Annotated in this window: 17 protein-coding genes; 7 read left to right on the top strand and 10 right to left on the bottom strand. The window is 71.9% G+C overall.

Annotation, left to right across the window (positions count from 1 at the left end; all coding sequences use genetic code 11):
• The 3 genes from ACF07B_RS23580 to ACF07B_RS23570 all read right to left on the bottom strand — a co-directional run bounded on the left by ACF07B_RS23580 (window position 1) and on the right by ACF07B_RS23570 (window position 1,752).
• Entirely contained in the window at window positions 1-252 is a 252-nt protein-coding gene (locus tag ACF07B_RS23580; protein ID WP_362408116.1) for a hypothetical protein, read from the bottom strand.
• 128 nt (window positions 253-380) lie between these two features.
• Window positions 381-1,262 (bottom strand): hypothetical protein, encoded by an 882-nt coding sequence (locus ACF07B_RS23575; protein ID WP_392180376.1) that lies wholly within the window; start codon window positions 1,260-1,262, stop codon window positions 381-383.
• 256 nt (window positions 1,263-1,518) lie between these two features.
• On the bottom strand, window positions 1,519-1,752 hold the full coding sequence (locus tag ACF07B_RS23570) for a chaplin (RefSeq protein WP_369486051.1): 234 nt from the start codon (window positions 1,750-1,752) through the stop codon (window positions 1,519-1,521).
• Between the two features lie 196 nt (window positions 1,753-1,948).
• Between ACF07B_RS23570 and ACF07B_RS23565 the strand changes: the two genes are divergently transcribed.
• Window positions 1,949-2,155, top strand: coding sequence for a hypothetical protein (locus tag ACF07B_RS23565; RefSeq protein WP_392180375.1), 207 nt, complete (start codon window positions 1,949-1,951; stop codon window positions 2,153-2,155).
• A gap of 89 nt (window positions 2,156-2,244) precedes the next feature.
• Here the strand turns inward: ACF07B_RS23565 and ACF07B_RS23560 are convergent, their stop codons facing one another.
• Window positions 2,245-2,895, bottom strand: a complete 651-nt coding sequence (locus ACF07B_RS23560) for a DUF4360 domain-containing protein (RefSeq protein WP_369486053.1) — start codon at window positions 2,893-2,895, stop codon at window positions 2,245-2,247.
• A 593-nt stretch (window positions 2,896-3,488) separates the two neighbouring features.
• Here ACF07B_RS23560 and ACF07B_RS23555 point away from each other — a divergent pair.
• Entirely contained in the window at window positions 3,489-4,031 is a 543-nt protein-coding gene (locus ACF07B_RS23555; RefSeq protein ID WP_392180374.1) for a hypothetical protein, read from the top strand.
• Window positions 4,032-4,151: 120 nt separating this feature from the next.
• Here ACF07B_RS23555 and ACF07B_RS23550 read toward each other — a convergent pair whose 3' ends face one another.
• From ACF07B_RS23550 to ACF07B_RS23535, 4 genes are all read right to left on the bottom strand, one after another.
• Window positions 4,152-4,988 (bottom strand): hypothetical protein, encoded by an 837-nt coding sequence (locus ACF07B_RS23550; protein ID WP_392180373.1) that lies wholly within the window; start codon window positions 4,986-4,988, stop codon window positions 4,152-4,154.
• Window positions 4,989-5,184: 196 nt separating this feature from the next.
• Window positions 5,185-5,700 carry a hypothetical protein gene (locus ACF07B_RS23545; RefSeq protein WP_369486056.1) on the bottom strand — a complete coding sequence of 172 codons (516 nt, stop codon included), beginning with the start codon at window positions 5,698-5,700 and terminating at the stop codon, window positions 5,185-5,187.
• Window positions 5,701-5,890: 190 nt separating this feature from the next.
• Entirely contained in the window at window positions 5,891-6,394 is a 504-nt protein-coding gene (locus ACF07B_RS23540; protein ID WP_392180372.1) for a DUF6624 domain-containing protein, read from the bottom strand.
• Between the two features lie 65 nt (window positions 6,395-6,459).
• Window positions 6,460-6,873: an ATP-binding protein gene (locus tag ACF07B_RS23535; protein WP_392180371.1), complete on the bottom strand. Its 414-nt coding sequence runs from the start codon at window positions 6,871-6,873 to the stop codon at window positions 6,460-6,462.
• Between the two features lie 647 nt (window positions 6,874-7,520).
• Between ACF07B_RS23535 and ACF07B_RS23530 the strand changes: the two genes are divergently transcribed.
• Window positions 7,521-8,354 (top strand): SDR family NAD(P)-dependent oxidoreductase, encoded by an 834-nt coding sequence (locus ACF07B_RS23530; protein ID WP_392180370.1) that lies wholly within the window; start codon window positions 7,521-7,523, stop codon window positions 8,352-8,354.
• Between the two features lie 72 nt (window positions 8,355-8,426).
• Here ACF07B_RS23530 and ACF07B_RS23525 read toward each other — a convergent pair whose 3' ends face one another.
• The gene (locus ACF07B_RS23525) at window positions 8,427-9,836 is read right to left on the bottom strand and encodes a hypothetical protein (RefSeq protein WP_392180369.1); all 1,410 of its coding nucleotides are present in this window, start codon (window positions 9,834-9,836) and stop codon (window positions 8,427-8,429) included.
• Between the two features lie 253 nt (window positions 9,837-10,089).
• Here ACF07B_RS23525 and ACF07B_RS23520 point away from each other — a divergent pair, with 253 nt between their 5' ends.
• The 4 genes from ACF07B_RS23520 to ACF07B_RS23505 all read left to right on the top strand — a co-directional run bounded on the left by ACF07B_RS23520 (window position 10,090) and on the right by ACF07B_RS23505 (window position 12,670).
• The gene (locus tag ACF07B_RS23520) at window positions 10,090-10,956 is read left to right on the top strand and encodes a helix-turn-helix domain-containing protein (RefSeq protein WP_392180368.1); all 867 of its coding nucleotides are present in this window, start codon (window positions 10,090-10,092) and stop codon (window positions 10,954-10,956) included.
• 3 nt (window positions 10,957-10,959) lie between these two features.
• Window positions 10,960-11,196: a DUF397 domain-containing protein gene (locus ACF07B_RS23515; RefSeq protein ID WP_392180367.1), complete on the top strand. Its 237-nt coding sequence runs from the start codon at window positions 10,960-10,962 to the stop codon at window positions 11,194-11,196.
• A 133-nt stretch (window positions 11,197-11,329) separates the two neighbouring features.
• Complete coding sequence (locus ACF07B_RS23510) at window positions 11,330-11,827, top strand: hypothetical protein (RefSeq protein ID WP_384240242.1); 498 nt, start codon at window positions 11,330-11,332, stop codon at window positions 11,825-11,827.
• 36 nt (window positions 11,828-11,863) lie between these two features.
• Window positions 11,864-12,670: an SAM-dependent methyltransferase gene (locus tag ACF07B_RS23505; RefSeq protein WP_369486063.1), complete on the top strand. Its 807-nt coding sequence runs from the start codon at window positions 11,864-11,866 to the stop codon at window positions 12,668-12,670.
• A gap of 18 nt (window positions 12,671-12,688) precedes the next feature.
• Here the strand turns inward: ACF07B_RS23505 and ACF07B_RS23500 are convergent, their stop codons facing one another.
• Window positions 12,689-14,086, bottom strand: coding sequence for an FAD-binding oxidoreductase (locus ACF07B_RS23500; RefSeq protein ID WP_392180366.1), 1,398 nt, complete (start codon window positions 14,084-14,086; stop codon window positions 12,689-12,691).
• Window positions 14,087-14,409: the final 323 nt, after the last annotated feature.

Genomic DNA, 14,409 nt, shown 5'->3' with positions numbered 1-14,409 from the left:
TCAACCGGCGCCGACGGCGTCGCCGTCCAGCGCGTCCAGCGGATCGGCCCACTCGATGACTTCGACCGTGCGACATCCCCTGGACTCGATCACCAGCGCGGTCGCCCCTTTCGGCAGGGGCTCCCGAGACCAGGCGAGGAAGGTCTCGGATCCGCCTCTCACACGCACCAGGATCTCGCCGGGACCGGCCGTTCCCCGAGTGCCGATGAGCAGTTCCCCCGTGCAGCCGATCACGGCTTCGTCATCCACCACAGCCGGCCACCCCCCATCACTCTGAATCTGCCTCTGACCTTAGACCCAGCCCCCTCGGGGCGTGCACGCCCCCCGTCGGTCGGCAGCCGCCCGACGGGTACGCGCCCGGCCTCAGGAGAAGTGTGGGCTCAACTCCTGGCGAAGCGGTAGGTCTTGCTGTCGGTCAGCACACAGAAGCCCGGGGAGACCACGACCACGCGCAGGGTGGAGGCGCGCCGGTCGTAGTCGATGCCCTCCACCTCGAAGGTGCCTGAGCAGGAGCTGCGCAGCGGAAGCTGCCTCAGCGCGGTGACGTGTCCGGACACGTCACCCGAGCCGTTCGGCTCGCCGGACAGGTCGACCTGGAGCAGCGGCTTGGTCATCCCGAAGAGCGTGCCGGCGGGGTCGTCGGACGAGCAGAGCAGCCGGGTGGCCGTGACGAAGTCGCAGCCCTGTACGTCGCGCACGGCGTGGTCGAGGGTGATGGTGGACGCCTGCGGAAGGTTGACGGAGGGCGAGGTGGCCGGGTTGACGCCGGGGGTCGGGAACACCAGGAGCCGGTTCATCGTGCCGTACTCGCCGGACACCATCCACGAACCGCTCGGCGTGATGGTGACGAAGGAGTTGTTCAGCGCCTCTCCGGCGCTCAGCGCGTGGACGTATTCCGACCAGGCGCCGCCCGGTGCCTGCACGCGGAACATCTTCGCGCTGCCGGAGTCGCTCTGGTAAGGCTCCACGTAGTAGCCGTTGTACGAGGCGTCCGGGTCGCCCACGTGGTTCCAGCCCCGGCCGCTCAGGCTCGCGGGGACCGTGCCGATGCCCGTGTAGCGGTTGGGGCTGCCGGCCGGGACCTCGACGGAGGTCAGGCCCTGGCTCTCGGTCAGCGGGTCGGCGCGGTCCGAACCCACCTCGTTCCAGGTGTCGGCGGCCGAGGCCGGCGCTCCGGTGGCCACGGAGAGGACGGCGGCGGTGGTGAGGGTGACGAGCCCGGCCAGGACCGCGTGACAACGTCGCCGTGCGGGCATGCGCATGAAAGGTGCTCCTCGATGGGGGGTGTCAGGTCGGCGCACAGTCTGACCTCGCCACGATGGTCATGTACAGACCAATATGAGGCTCACCGGACGGCACCCGCCCGCCACGAGACGCCGACGTCCGCGTCGGCACCGCCTCCCACACCCCCGAACGCGGCCGAGCCCGGCTGCACACTCGGGAGGATGAGTGTGCAGCCGGGCTCGGTGAGGTCCGCGGGTCCGGGCGGTGACCGCCCGGACCGCGGACCGTCGACCGTCAGCTGTTCGTGCAGGTGTTTCCGGCCGCCGGGTTCAGCAGTGCGAGCACGTTGACCGAGGTGCCGCACAGGTTGACCGGGATGTGGACCGGGATCTGGATGACGTTGCCGGACAGGAGTCCAGGACTGTTCGCCGCGGCGCCGGTCGGCCCGGTGTCGGCGGCGGCGGTCCCGGCGGTGGCCAGCAGGGCGACGCTGGCAAGTCCGGCGGCGGCCATCAGACGAATACGCATTCCAAGCTCCGTTCATTCGCAGTGGTGCGAGCTCCTTCACCATCACCTCCGCGAACAAAATCCGACATTCCAGCGCAGCCGAACGGGGGTTCGCCCCCTGCGGCACCCGTGGATCAGCCGTGGCCCACGGCGCGTCGCGCGGGGCGTACGGAATGCCCGTAGCGTGAATACAGATCCGGTGGAACAGGGAGAAACCATGGCAACCAGTCAGCCCGACGCGTCCACGCCCTCCGACGACAGGGCGACCCCCGACACGCTGCTGCACACCGGGACCGAGGGCCCGGTGACGGCCGAGGACCTGGTTCTCGCCGCGGGTCGCGACATCACACCGCAGAGCCTCGCCTGGGCCGAGCGCAAACTCCAGCAGGAAGGCTCGGCCGCGGTGGAGAAGCTGCTGCCGTAGGGCCCTGCCCGCGGGACGCGGACTCCGGGCAGGCCCGGCCGGCTCCGATGCGGCGGAGCCGGCCGGGGACCTGCGAGTGAACGGGCGGGTCAGACGGCGGGGCACTCCTTCCAGGCCATGTGGTAGACGGTGCTGATGTCACCGTCCGTCGAGTCCATGGTCATGAAGCTGGAGCTGCCGGGCGTCGAGGTGCCCGCGCTGACGCGCAGCTCGGTGTTGATGTTGAAGTTGCGCTGAACACCACACGGGGCCCAGACCAGTTGGGCCCAGTCCGTGGTGTCCGTGGCCTGCCAGTCGTCGCCGTACGGGCCGCGGAAGGAGTGGGTGATGGAGGCCGTGTTCGGGGATCCCTGGAAGTAGTACGAGGCCTTCTCCGTGCTGCTGGCACCTCGCTGGAGCGAGGCGAAGCCGCGGTAGTCCGCGCTGGCGATGGCATAGGTGAAACCCTGCGGAACATGCACGTTCAGGTTGAGCTGGCAGTTCTTGCGGAACGCGATGGGGTCGGCGTTGCCTCCCACCTGGGCGAGGTAGTCGCTGTAGGTCACCGTGAAGGCGGTGTTGTCCGGGGAGACGGCGACGGCCGCGGTCCCCTGGGGACAGCCGGATCCGTTGACGGTGGCGACACTGATGACGATCTTGTCCGGGGGCGGGTCCTCGATACCGCCGTTCGGGCTCGACAGGGGAAGCGCTGTGGCGAACAGGGCGGCGATCGCGCCACCCATGAACAGGCCACCGGCCATGGTGCTCCAATCCGTTGCGTCGGTGTTCCGGCGGCAGCACGCGGGTGCGCCGCCATGAATGGGGGGTGCGGCTCCCCGAACGGACGGGGAGCCGTCGCGGACCAGTGCGTTGGATCAAGCGGCTCGTTTGTGCATGCGCATGACAAATAGGCATGCGCGAAGCACTCCCGGTTGTGAAGGAGCCGTGAAGGCCGGGAGCGACGAAATCGTACGTACGGGTGGCCGCGATGGACAGGACCATCTCCGGCCATTCGATACGCGCCGTTCACACCCGCCACCACGGCCACCGGCCTGTTCACCACGGTTCGCGCCGCCCTCGGCCGCCGTGGGAGCCGCCCGGAGCGGCGGCCTCCCGCTGCCCCCGCTCCGGGGGTGACGGCCTCCGGCGGCCGTCACGGCCGCGTGTCCGCCGCCCTGGGGCCGGCGCGTCCGCGGCGCCCCGGCCGCTCCCGCGTGACGGACCCGAGCGCCCCTCCAGGACCCCGGTCCTCAGGCATGCGCTCCCGTGTCCCCGGCGGCCCGGAAAGGGGTGGGCCCGCGCGAATCACCCGCCCCCTCGGCGCGTCCGGGGTGCCCCTGCGACACTGAGACACATGGATCCACGACACCTGAGACTCGGCCGCCGCCGGATATGGATGAGCAGCGCCGTCTGTTTCCTGGTCCTCGGGCCGCTCGGCTGGTTCTTCGGTGGCTGGATTCCCTTCGCACTGCTGGCCGTTGCCCTTCTCGTCGCCACCGCGGTCTCGCACTGGCGGGCCTCCACCTGGCTCGCGCCGGCCATCGCCAAGGGCCAGTCCGAGAGCCGCCGGGACGTCGCCACCTTCTGCGTGGTGATAGCGGTGAGCGGCTACGCCCAGCCGCCCTCGCAGCCCGCCCCCTCCAAGGACGCTCTCGCGGCCCTGCGCCTGGAGGCGTACCGGGCCGCCGCCGACGACGATCTCTCCGAGGACCTCCGGCTGCTGGCGGCCGACGCGCTCGGCGCGGCGGACCAGGCCAACGCCGAGGACACCCCGGCGGGCTGGCGGGCGGCGCGGGCGAGCGCGGAACGGCTGGCGCACGCCGCCCAGGAGGGCAATCCGTACGTACGACAGCTCCTCATCCAGTGGGTCGAGGGCAACCCGGCGAGCGACCGGTAGACGATCGCCGGTGCGGTGACCCGGGCGTCGCGCGGTACCCGTCGACGGGGCTCGAAGAACGGGCCGACCGCTCCCCGCTCCGGCCGGGCAGCCCGGGGAACGGCTGTCCCGCCTCGCCCCTCAGGGACGCTCGAAGAACTGGACCACGCCTCCGGCCGAGAAGCACAGCGCGCCCGCGAGGGTGCCCCAGTTCGCGATGTCGACGTTCACGAGACTGCCGGTCGCCGGCCGCGTGTAGGCGGCCAGCGCGGAGACGAGGAAGAGCACGGATCCGAGCTGGTTGACCGCGACGATCCACCAGCCGAGGTCACCGGCGAGGACGCGCGGACGCCCGTGGCAGACCTCGACGACAGCCAGGTGGCCGGAGACCAGGAATAGGACGCAGCCGATCATGTCGGGCGCCCAGATCAGCCGGTCCGTCTGCTGGGTCGAGAGCCCCGTCAGCAGCGAGTCCAGCAGATTGACGCCGAACACCAGCGTTCCCACGAACAGCAGGAACGTGCTGAGCCAGTCGATCCGGCCGGGCTCGTAGCTCCACCACCGCCAGCGCCGCCCGGCCAGCGCGTCGGACTCGCTGTCGCGGCGAGGAGCGTTCACCGCCTGGAGCAGCGAGGCATAGCCACCGGTGTTGAAGAACAGGCCGCCGGTGAAGTAGATCCAGGCCCCCGTCGCGCCTGCCGAGCCGAACTGGGCGACCCCGGCCCCGAGGGCGAAGAGCAGCCCACCGACCGTGAACGCGGCCGCGGCGACGGCGTTCAGCCGGCGCAGCCGGGCGATCGACACGATGTCCGCCCGCCGGGAACGGTCCTCCGCCTCGCCCGGGACGCGCACGGTGAGCAGACCGCGTTTGCGGGCCCGGCGCGATTCCCAGACCGCGATGCGCCCGTCCATGAGACGCCAGGTCAGCCGGGTCGTGAAGGGACCCGCCCCTTCGGAGCGCGCTTCGGTTCGACTCACCCGGCGACCATAGCCCGCAGCGGCGAAATCCGGCGTTCACCCGCCCCCTCACCTTTCGGGTGGGTTTTCCGGTGACGGACGCCTGTGCCCAGGACGGGACGCGCCCGGTGACTGTCGTTCGGATCATGCGGCCGTACGCGGCGCGGGACCCGCGGACCGGACGCACCCGGGGTTCACCGCGTTGAGGCCGGCGGGCTCAGGACTCCGCCTCACGCCTCAGGAAGTTGGTCACCTGGCAGGCGAGACTGTCGCGGGCCGGGTCGGGACGCGCGCCCGCCTCGACGGGCGTGTCGTTCTCGATGCCGCCCGTCCAGAGGTAGCGCTCGGTCCACTCGTCGTCGACCTTGAGCTGGACCTGGATGTCCATCCGGTCCAGGCCGGCGTCGGGGCCGGCCGCGAAGAGGACCGCGGTGGCCCGGCGCAGGGGATAGACGTCGTATCCCTCGATGAACTGGGAGTTCCGCCAGTCGAGGAAGGCGCTCTCTCCGTCGGCGCCGACACGGATGTCGATCTGGCCGTCTTCGAGGTGGATGCCGAAATGCTCGGTGCCACGGTTCTCGACGGTCACCCGCAATCTGAAGTAGGTGAGTTCGTCGGCGGCGTCGTCGCGCCCCTTCGGGGGTTCCGCCTTTTCCACACCATGAACGCGAACACGCAGGCCGGCCTGCTCGTCGTACTCCTGCCAGTCCCCGACCACGTTCGGCTCGCGCACAGTCCACCTCTCCACTTCCGAGGCTCGTTCCTATCTGTGCCCTCAACGAAGTGTCAAATGCGGCGAACGTGCCGTGGCCAGCGATTTCTCCTTTCTTGATCGGTGATCAAGCCGTGCGCAGCCAGAATCATTCCGCGCCACCCGAACGGGGTATTTTGGTGCGTGCTGCACATCACGTTCCCCGCAGGCCTCAGACGCCCTCGCGCAGTCGCCGGAGCTGTTCGTCGAGCGGGCCCAGTCCGACATCCCGGCGCCGCTCGTCGAGAGTCCCGGGCCGGCGTACGGGATACGGGCGCAGGGTGACCGGATCGACGCGGGTTCCGTAGAACTGCGGCAGACCCAGTTCGACCGCGCAGTGGTCGGCGATGTAGGCGTGGTGCACGGCGGGGCAGAGTCCGTCGGCCGCGGCCTGCGCGATCAGGTCGCGGCATCCGAGCTGCAGGCCGAGGTCGGGGGCGTGCAGAAGGATCATCAGGGCCGCGGTCGAGGCGGGTGCGCCGACCTGGTCGGTGGTCGGCCAGCCGTGCCGCCTGACGATCACCGCGAGCGCCTCGGCGTTGCCCGCGCGGCACGCGACGAGGGGTTCGCGCCACGGTCCCGCGGGACGGTCCCGTGCCTGGCGCATCAGACGGCGTTCCTCGTCGGCCCGGCGTACGAGCTCCCCCGCGAGGGCCCTGGCGAGCCCCGGGACCATCGGCGCGGAACCCCGGCCCCCGGGACCCGTCCCGGTGTCCCTGGCCGGACGCCTCGGGGCGACCTTCACGGCACCGCCTGGAGCACCATCGAGAACCACACCTTCTTTCCCGCGGTGCCCGGGTCGGCCGGCGCGATGCCCCAGTCGTCGCTGAGCGCGGCGATGATCGCCAGTCCGCGTCCCCTCTCCTCGGCGGCGCCCGCCGTCCGTGCCGCGGGCAGGGCCGACGAGCGGTCGGCGACGGACACCCGCAGTTCGCGCGGGTCGCACGCGATGCCGACGGTGATGGTGTCGCCGCGGTCCGGGCTGCCGTGTCTGAGGGCGTTGGTGAAGAGTTCCCCGGCCGCGAGCACCGCGTCGTCGACGCGGTGGGCCGGCAACCGCAGGCGGGTGAGGTACTCGGCGACCATGGCCCGCACACCGGGCACCCGCGAGGGGTGCGCCGGAACGGTGGTCCGCAGGCCGTGCGCCCCGCGCACCCGGCTCGCGGAAAGGTCCCCGGAGGCGGCGCTCCCGCGGGGGACGACGGGTGCCAGGACCGGCGCGGAGTCCGGGCCTCCCGACGATCCGGAACCGGCGCGAAGGGAAGGGCCCGCGGACGGCACGGGTTCGGTCGGGGGCTGGGCCGGGGCCTGTACGCATTCGGTGGGAGCCTGGGCCGGGGCCTGTATTCGCTCGGTCGGGGCCGGAGCCGGCCGTCCGGGCTCGGTCCCTGCCGGGGTCGCGGAATGCGGGGGCCCGGTCGGTGCCGGGGTCGCGGACCCGTCGGGTTCGGTCCGTGCCGGCGCCGGGGACCGTACGGGTTCGGTCGGGGCCGAAGCTGCCGATGGTTCCGGTGCCGGGGGCTCGGTCCGTTCGGGGAGGTGGGCGCGGAGTGCCTGGCCGTCCGCCGGGTGGATCCCTTGTTCCGGTACCCGCGTCTCGTGCCCCGGAGTCCGGCTGCCGTGGGCCGGTGAGGGCCACGGCTCGCGGCGCGGTGCCCTGGATGCCGGCATCGGTCCTCCTTCGGGTGCGGCCCGGGGGGCGGCTGTCTCGGCGGCTGCCCGTGCAGCCAACACCCGGACTGCCTCGGCGACCAGGGGGTATCCGGGTTGTCCGGTTGCAAGCGCGTAGTGGTGCGGGATGTATGTTCGATCTTGTGAGGAACGGGAGCGGGAGCGGGGCGACGGTGTCCCTCGACGGTGACACCGGCCGGGCGGGACTGCGTGACAGACGGGTGCTGGTGACCGGCGGGACGCGAGGACTCGGCGAGCAGATCGTGCGGCTGCTGTCCGCCGAGGGCGTACGGGTGGCCACCTGCGCGCGCACCGGGCGGGATCTGGACACGCTGGCCGCCTCGATGGGTCCCGGTCTGTTCACCGGGCGGCTCGACGTCACCGCGCCCGGGGACCTGGAGCGGTTCGTCGAGGACGCGGCGGAACGCTTCGGGGGCCTGGACGGCGTGGTGGCCTGCACGGGCGGTTCGCGCGGCGGCGGGTTCGAGGACGCGGACGCTGAGGACTGGGCCGCGACCTGGGCGGTGAACGTCGGTCACGCGACCCGGCTGGTGCGGGCCGCGGTCCCGCATCTGCGGGCCGCGGGCGGCGGCTCCGTCGTGGTGATCTCCTCGATCTCCGGCTGGAAGCCCGGCCCGCCCGCGCAGTACTCGGTCGCGAAGTCCGCGCAGATCCAGCTCGCCGCCTCGCTGGCCCGTGAGCTCGGTCCGGACGGGATCCGGGTGAACGCGGTCTCCCCCGGGTCCATGCTGATCCCCGGCCGGCGCTGGGACCGGATGCGCCGCGAGGAGCCCGAGGCGTTCGCCCGCTTCGTGGCGGCGGAGCTGCCGGGCGGCGCGCCGGTCGCGCCGCAGGAGGTCGCCCGGGTCGTGGCGTTCCTGCTGTCGGACTGGTCGAGCGGGATATCCGGCGCGCACCTGCCGGTCGACCGCGCCCAGAACGCCCCCTCCCCCGACGGGTACTGAGCCCCTGGGCGGACCGGCGTCACCGCTCCCGCTCATGACACCGCGCCCGGTCCCGGGTGACGTGCCCGCCTCTCAGGCGACCGCCCCGAGGACCCCGCGGGAGCGGCGCTCGAACTCCTGCACGACCGGTTCGGCACGGCGGGGTTCGAGGCGTCTGCGGAAGTCGCGCAGGGCCTGCACGGAACGTTCGCTGTGGACGGCGCCGAGCGCCTCCAGCGCCAGGGTCGCGGTGCCGACCGCCTCGTCGAGGCGGTCCTGCTGAAGGTGCGCGGTCGCGAGGACGGAACGGCTGATGGCCTGGCGCCTGCGCCGGTCGGCGCCCGAGGCGAGCGACTCGCCGGCCGTGCGCTCCGCCTGCCGGGCTTGCCCCAGGTCACGGAAGCACAGGGCGGATTCGGCCTGGAGGTAGTGATGGTCCAGATAGCGCACCCACGGCGACTCCTGCTCGGCGCCCTTGCTCGCCGCCAGTTGCCGCTCCGCCAGCCGCAGCGCCGTGTACGTGTCGTCCGAGCGGCCCCGCGCGGCATGTCCGCGGGCCGACATGGCGTACAGCCGCATCAGTCCGAGGGGGCTGCCCGCCCCCTGGGCCGTGGCGATTCCGGCGCGGGCGAGTGCCACCCCCTCGTCGGGGCGGCCGAGGCTGGTGGCGAGATGGGAGAGCCCGGCGAGGATCTGGCCGCCGAGCACCGGGTCGCCGCCCTCGGCGCACAGCCGCAGGCCCTGGGTCATGTAGCGCTGGGCGAGGCCGTACTCCCCCGCGTCGTAGGAGCTCCAGCCGGCCATGGCGGCCAGGCGCGCGGCGGCCGCGTACAGCGGTCGGCGCCGGCCGGCCGGGGTGCCGCGCCGCTGGAGCAGGGGGACGACCTCGGTGGACAGATAGTGCACGATGCTGGTGCGGACTCCGCCGCCGCCGTAGTGGTTGTCCATCTGGTCGAACACGGCGATCATCGCGTGCACCTGCTCGACGGGTCCGCCGCTCACGGGCAGCGCCGGGGAGAGCGTCTCCTGGTGCTCCAGCAGCCAGAGCAGCCACTCGCGTTGGGGGTTCGTCAGGGCTGCCGCGACGAAGGGGACCGCGCCGAGGAGACCGCGGCGGGAGATGTCGGTGGAGCCGAGTTCCGCGAGCGTGTGCAGGGTCTCGGCCACGTCCTCGCCGTAGACGAGCGCTCTGCTCGCCACCGGGCGCTGGGAATCGGGGTGGAAGCCGAGGTCGGCGGGCGACAGGGCGCGGCCGAGCCGCTCGGACAGGACGGCGGCGATCAACTCCGGTGTGCTGCCCCGGGGTTGCTGGCCCTGAAGCCAGCGAGTGACCGACGCCTTGTCGTAGTGGGAGTCCGCGCCCTGGCGGTGCCCCAGTTCGTTGACCCGCAGAGCGAGGGAGGCGTAGGAGCAGCCGGCTTCCTTGAGCACGGCCCCCAGCACCTGATTGCCCCCGGCGTTCCTGCCGGCGTTCCTCATCTGCCCCTCGGTCACGGCGGCCACCCCGAATCGCCTCACATCCGCGTGCGGCTGCGCTCCGATCCGTTCTGGCGGGTCTTCAATTGCCGTGTGGACAAGCGCAGTTGAGAGTGATCGTCGCCGAATGTGCGACAGGTCACTCGATCACTATGGTGGCCCGCCGGCCGCCTGTGCAACCGGCGTTCTGATAATTTCAGAACGATCCGCGACGCTCTGTCCCTGTCATCTGCCGCGTGGCACACTGCCCCCTGTGACGGTCGTTCCCGGGAGGTAGGACGTGAGCGAGAACCGCTCCGGCGGCAGTGCGCCGACCGTCCTGCGCCTGGTTCTCGGCAAGCGGCTGCGTCATCTGCGGGAACAGGCGGGAGTCTCCTTCGAGGAGGCTGCGCGCGCCCTCGAGGTCACCGCTCTGACGGTCCGAAGGATGGAGAAGGCCGAGGTCGGACTCCGTATCCCGTACGTGAGGGAGCTGCTCCGCGCCTACGGGGTGCCGGCACCGGAGGCCGACGATTTCCTGGCCCTGGCCAGGGAGGCCAACAAGCCGGGCTGGTGGTACAGCTACCGCGACGTACTGCCGGACTGGTTCAGCGCCTACGTGAGCCTGGAGAGCGAGGCCGGCGTCATCCGTCTCTACGAACCCCACTACGTCCCGGGCCTGTTGCAGACCCAGGACTACGCCACGGCCCTGATGCGCGTCGGTTTCCCCAACGCGACGAAGCAGGACGTCGCCCGCCGCGTCGCCCTGCGGATGAAGCGCCAGGACCTGCTCGCCAAACCCGACGCCCCGGCCGTCTGGGCGATCCTGGACGAGACGGTGCTGCGCCGGCCGGTGGGCGGAGCCGAGGTGATGCGTGCCCAGTTCGACCGGCTGACCGAGGCCCTGGACCTGCCGAAGGTCCGGATCCAGATCATGCGCTTCGGCGTGGGCGCGCACCCGGGGGCGTTCGGCCCGTTCCACCACTTCCGCTTCGGCTTCTCCGAACTCCCCGACATCGTCTACACGGAGAGCCTGGTGGGCGCGGTCTACGTCGACCGGCCCGACGTCGTCGTCAGTTATCTCGAAGTGCTGGACCGGATGTCCGTTCAGGCGGAGCCGGTCGCCCGGACCAGGGCCATCCTGGGTGAACTGCGTAAGGAGTTGTGATCCATGGGATCCGTGTACAACGGCATGTCCGCGGCCGGTCTGGGAGCCGAGGGCTGGCACAAGCCCTGGAGCGGCACCAACGGCGGGAGTTGCGTCGAGGCCAAGCGGCTCTCCGACGGAAGTGTCGCGCTGCGCCAGTCACGGGACCCCGAGGGACCCGCGCTGATCTGCTCCCGCGACGAGATGGCCGCGTTCATCGAGGGCGCCAAGGCGGGCCAGGCCGACTTCCTGATCGCCTGAAGGAGCCCGCGCCGCACCTCCCGGGACCGCAACCACGCCTCCACGACCGGACAACCCGCACGCACACTCCCGCCGTGCGGGTTGTCCCCCCACACTGGCGAAGCCGTTCGTCCCGGAGGGAGCGGATACGGGCATGATCCTCCACCAGGCCCTCACCGAGTGCCGGACGCTCGTCGTCGAGGGTCCCGACGGTCTCGACCGCCGCCCGTTCCTCGCCGAGCTGGTCCGCCGCCGCTTCACGATCCGCCCGCTGCACGGGCACCTCCACCACGTGGACCCCACCCGGCCCTACCGCGAACTCCTGTCCGCGCCGGGCCGGCTGGCCGTCGACGGCGGTCTCGTCCACGAACTGGTCTACGGACCGCTGCGCCGCGGCCGCTCCCGGGTGACGTGGATCCAGGCGCTCGACTTCGCGGAGGCGGTGGCCGAACGCGGGGGCGCGCTCGTCCACCTGACGGGCCCGACGGACGACACCGAGGCGGTCCGCGCCTACGGGCGGGTCCTGCGGACCCTGGCCCAGCACGTCCCCGTGCTCACCCTCGACACCGGAGAACCGGCCGAGGCCGTCCACGACCCCACGGGGGCCGTCCGTCAACTCCGCCTCCGTGCAGGCCCGTTGCCGCTAGCGTAGGAAACCGACCGCGCGACGCACGGCAGGAGAGCTCCCATGGCCGACCGACCCGCCCCCGCCCAGGACGCACTGTCCAAGATCGACACCACGGTGCCGCACTCGGCTCGCATCTGGAACTACTGGATGGGCGGGAAGGACAACTACGAGGTGGACCGGGTCGCCGGTGACGCGTACCGCGAAGTCGCCCCGAACATCGAGACCATGGCCCGCGCCTCGCGCGACTACCTGATCCGTACCGTCACCTTCGTGGCGGGCGAGCGCGGCATCCGCCAGTTCCTCGACATCGGCACCGGCCTGCCCACGTACGACAACACCCATCAGGTCGCCCAGCGCGTCGCGCCCGAGTCGCGCATCGTCTACGTGGACAACGACCCGCTGGTGCTGCGCCACGCCCAGGCGCTGCTGACGAGCACCCCCGAGGGCGTCACCGACTACATCGACGCGGATCTGCACGAGCCCGAGAAGATCATCGAGGCGGCGTCCCGGATCCTCGACTTCTCCCGGCCCGTCGCCCTGATGCTGATGGGCATCCTCGGCCACGTCCAGGACTACGGGGAGGCCAGGTCGATCGTCCGGCGCCTCCAGGCGGCGCTGCCGTCGGGCAGTTACTTCGTGCACTACGACAGCACGGACACGGACGCCGCGCTCAAGGAGGCCCAGCAGGGCTACGACGACACGGGAGCCATCCCGTACGTGCTGCGCGGCCCCGGACAGATCGGCGCGTTCTACGAGGGTCTCGACCTGGTCGAACCCGGCGTCGTGTCCTGCCCCTTGTGGCGTCCGCGGCCCGGTACGTCGCCCGAGCCCACGGACGTCCACGGAGGCGTGGCCCGCACACCGTGAACGGGCCCGTCCGGCCGGTCAGTCGCCCGACGCCGGCTCGATGTTCTGGTTGAGCCGGAACAGGTTGGCGGGGTCGTAGTCGGCCTTCACCCCGGCCAGCCGGTCGTAGTTGCCGCGATAGCTCGCCCGGACACCCGCCTGGTCCTCGGCCATCACCATGTTGACGTACGCACCGCCCGCGGAGTACGGGAAGAGGGCGTCGGAGTAGTCGACGCTCCACCGCTTGATCACCTCGGCGTTGGCCGGGTCGGGATCGACACCCGCGTAGACGGCGGCCCAGCCGGAGTCGCGGTAGCCCCACGCGGTGTCCGTCGGGCCGACGTCGTGGACGGCTCCGTCGATGGGATAGAGGTGCATGGTCGACTTCCAGGTCGGCATCTCGGCGCCGAACCTGGCGTGCAGTTCGACGGCCTCGCCGGGCATCTCGTCGACGAAACCGGCCCGCCAGTACCACTGGTCACCGGGCGGGTAGACGCCGTCGAACGCGGACTGGATGGCCGGGTGCGGCATCGGCGCGGGGCCGTGCAGCAGGGGCTCGGGGAGGACGTCGAGCAGCGGGGCCATGTCCCGGGCCGCCGCGTCGGCGTCCTCGCCCACGCGGCACCACAGCACACCACAGACCTTCCTCAGATGCAGCTCCTCCGGGAACGGCGGTCCCGGCGGGACCGAGGCGAAGAGGAAGAAGCCACCGAGTTCACGCGGCGCGTGGGGAATGAAGTCGCGGTAGGCGGCGAGGACTTCGGCACCGAGTTCGACGGGCCAGAACGTGGGGCCCGCGACGACCGTGCTCACCTCGTGCAGCCGGAAGAGGAACGAGGTGACGACGCCGAAGTTGCCGCCGCCGCCACGGATGGCCCAGTAGAGGTCGGTGTTCTCGTCGGCGTCGGCGCGGACGTGCTCGCCGTTCGCCAGGACCAGCTCGGCCTCCAGCAGGTTGTCGATGGCCAGCCCGCACTTGCGGGTGAGGTGGCCGAGCCCGCCGCCGAGGGTGATGCCGCCGACCCCGGTGGTGGAGATGATGCCGCTCGGCGTGGCCAGGCCGTGCTCGTTGGTGGCGCGGTCGACCTCGCCGAGGAGACAGCCGCCTCCGACACGTACCGTACGGGCGGCCGGATCGACCTCGATGTCCTTCAACGGGGAGAGGTCGAGGACGACTCCGTCGTCACAGGTGCTCAGGCCCGCCCCGTGGTGGCCGCCGCCGCGCACGGCGAGCTGGAGTGTGTGGTCGCGCGCGAAGCCGATGACCAGGGCGACGTCCTCCGGGGAGGCGCACCGTGCCACCAGGGCGGGACGCCGGTCGATCATCGCGTTGTAGACGGCACGGGCCTCGTCGTACCCGGGATCCTCCGGGCCGATCAACTGCCCTTTGAATCCGGAGAGTTCCTGGCGTGCCGCTTGTACCGGTGTTGTGGACATGTGCATCCCCGTATCTGGGGACGGCCCCGGGTCCGGCGTCCGGGCCATGGACCGGCTCCCCGCCATTGGGTCCGATGTGCCCGTTTCAGCCCGATCAATGACCAGCGTAACCCCGTCACATCCGCCTAGCTCGGCGACCCGTACGACCTGCGACACGTCGGCCGGACACGGCCGCGGACGACGGACGGACATCGCCGGGGGGGGGGGGGGGGGGGGGGGGGGGGGGGGGCGGGGGCCCCCGCCCGGGGGCCCCGGCCCCCCCGGCGGGCGCGGCGGGGGGTTTGGTGCCCCCCCGGGGGGGTTGGGCCCCCCGGGGTCTGGGG

Origin of the sequence: Streptomyces sp. NPDC015532 (assembly GCF_043078065.1) — a bacterium.
In the GTDB taxonomy this organism is placed as follows: Bacteria; Actinomycetota; Actinomycetes; order Streptomycetales; family Streptomycetaceae; genus Streptomyces.
The sequence above is the reverse complement of the archived record's forward strand: the minus strand, read 5'-3'. Positions and strand labels throughout refer to the sequence as shown.

Coding starts and splice junctions, on each gene's coding strand:
- ACF07B_RS23575 (WP_392180376.1), bottom strand. CDS start 1,262: ATGCGCATGCCCGCACGGCGACGTTGTCACGCGGTCCTGGCCGGGCTC.
- ACF07B_RS23570 (WP_369486051.1), bottom strand. CDS start 1,752: ATGCGTATTCGTCTGATGGCCGCCGCCGGACTTGCCAGCGTCGCCCTG.
- ACF07B_RS23565 (WP_392180375.1), top strand. CDS start 1,949: ATGGCAACCAGTCAGCCCGACGCGTCCACGCCCTCCGACGACAGGGCG.
- ACF07B_RS23560 (WP_369486053.1), bottom strand. CDS start 2,895: ATGGCCGGTGGCCTGTTCATGGGTGGCGCGATCGCCGCCCTGTTCGCC.
- ACF07B_RS23555 (WP_392180374.1), top strand. CDS start 3,489: ATGGATCCACGACACCTGAGACTCGGCCGCCGCCGGATATGGATGAGC.
- ACF07B_RS23540 (WP_392180372.1), bottom strand. CDS start 6,394: ATGGTCCCGGGGCTCGCCAGGGCCCTCGCGGGGGAGCTCGTACGCCGG.
- ACF07B_RS23530 (WP_392180370.1), top strand. CDS start 7,521: ATGTTCGATCTTGTGAGGAACGGGAGCGGGAGCGGGGCGACGGTGTCC.
- ACF07B_RS23515 (WP_392180367.1), top strand. CDS start 10,960: ATGGGATCCGTGTACAACGGCATGTCCGCGGCCGGTCTGGGAGCCGAG.
- ACF07B_RS23510 (WP_384240242.1), top strand. CDS start 11,330: ATGATCCTCCACCAGGCCCTCACCGAGTGCCGGACGCTCGTCGTCGAG.
- ACF07B_RS23505 (WP_369486063.1), top strand. CDS start 11,864: ATGGCCGACCGACCCGCCCCCGCCCAGGACGCACTGTCCAAGATCGAC.
- ACF07B_RS23500 (WP_392180366.1), bottom strand. CDS start 14,086: ATGTCCACAACACCGGTACAAGCGGCACGCCAGGAACTCTCCGGATTC.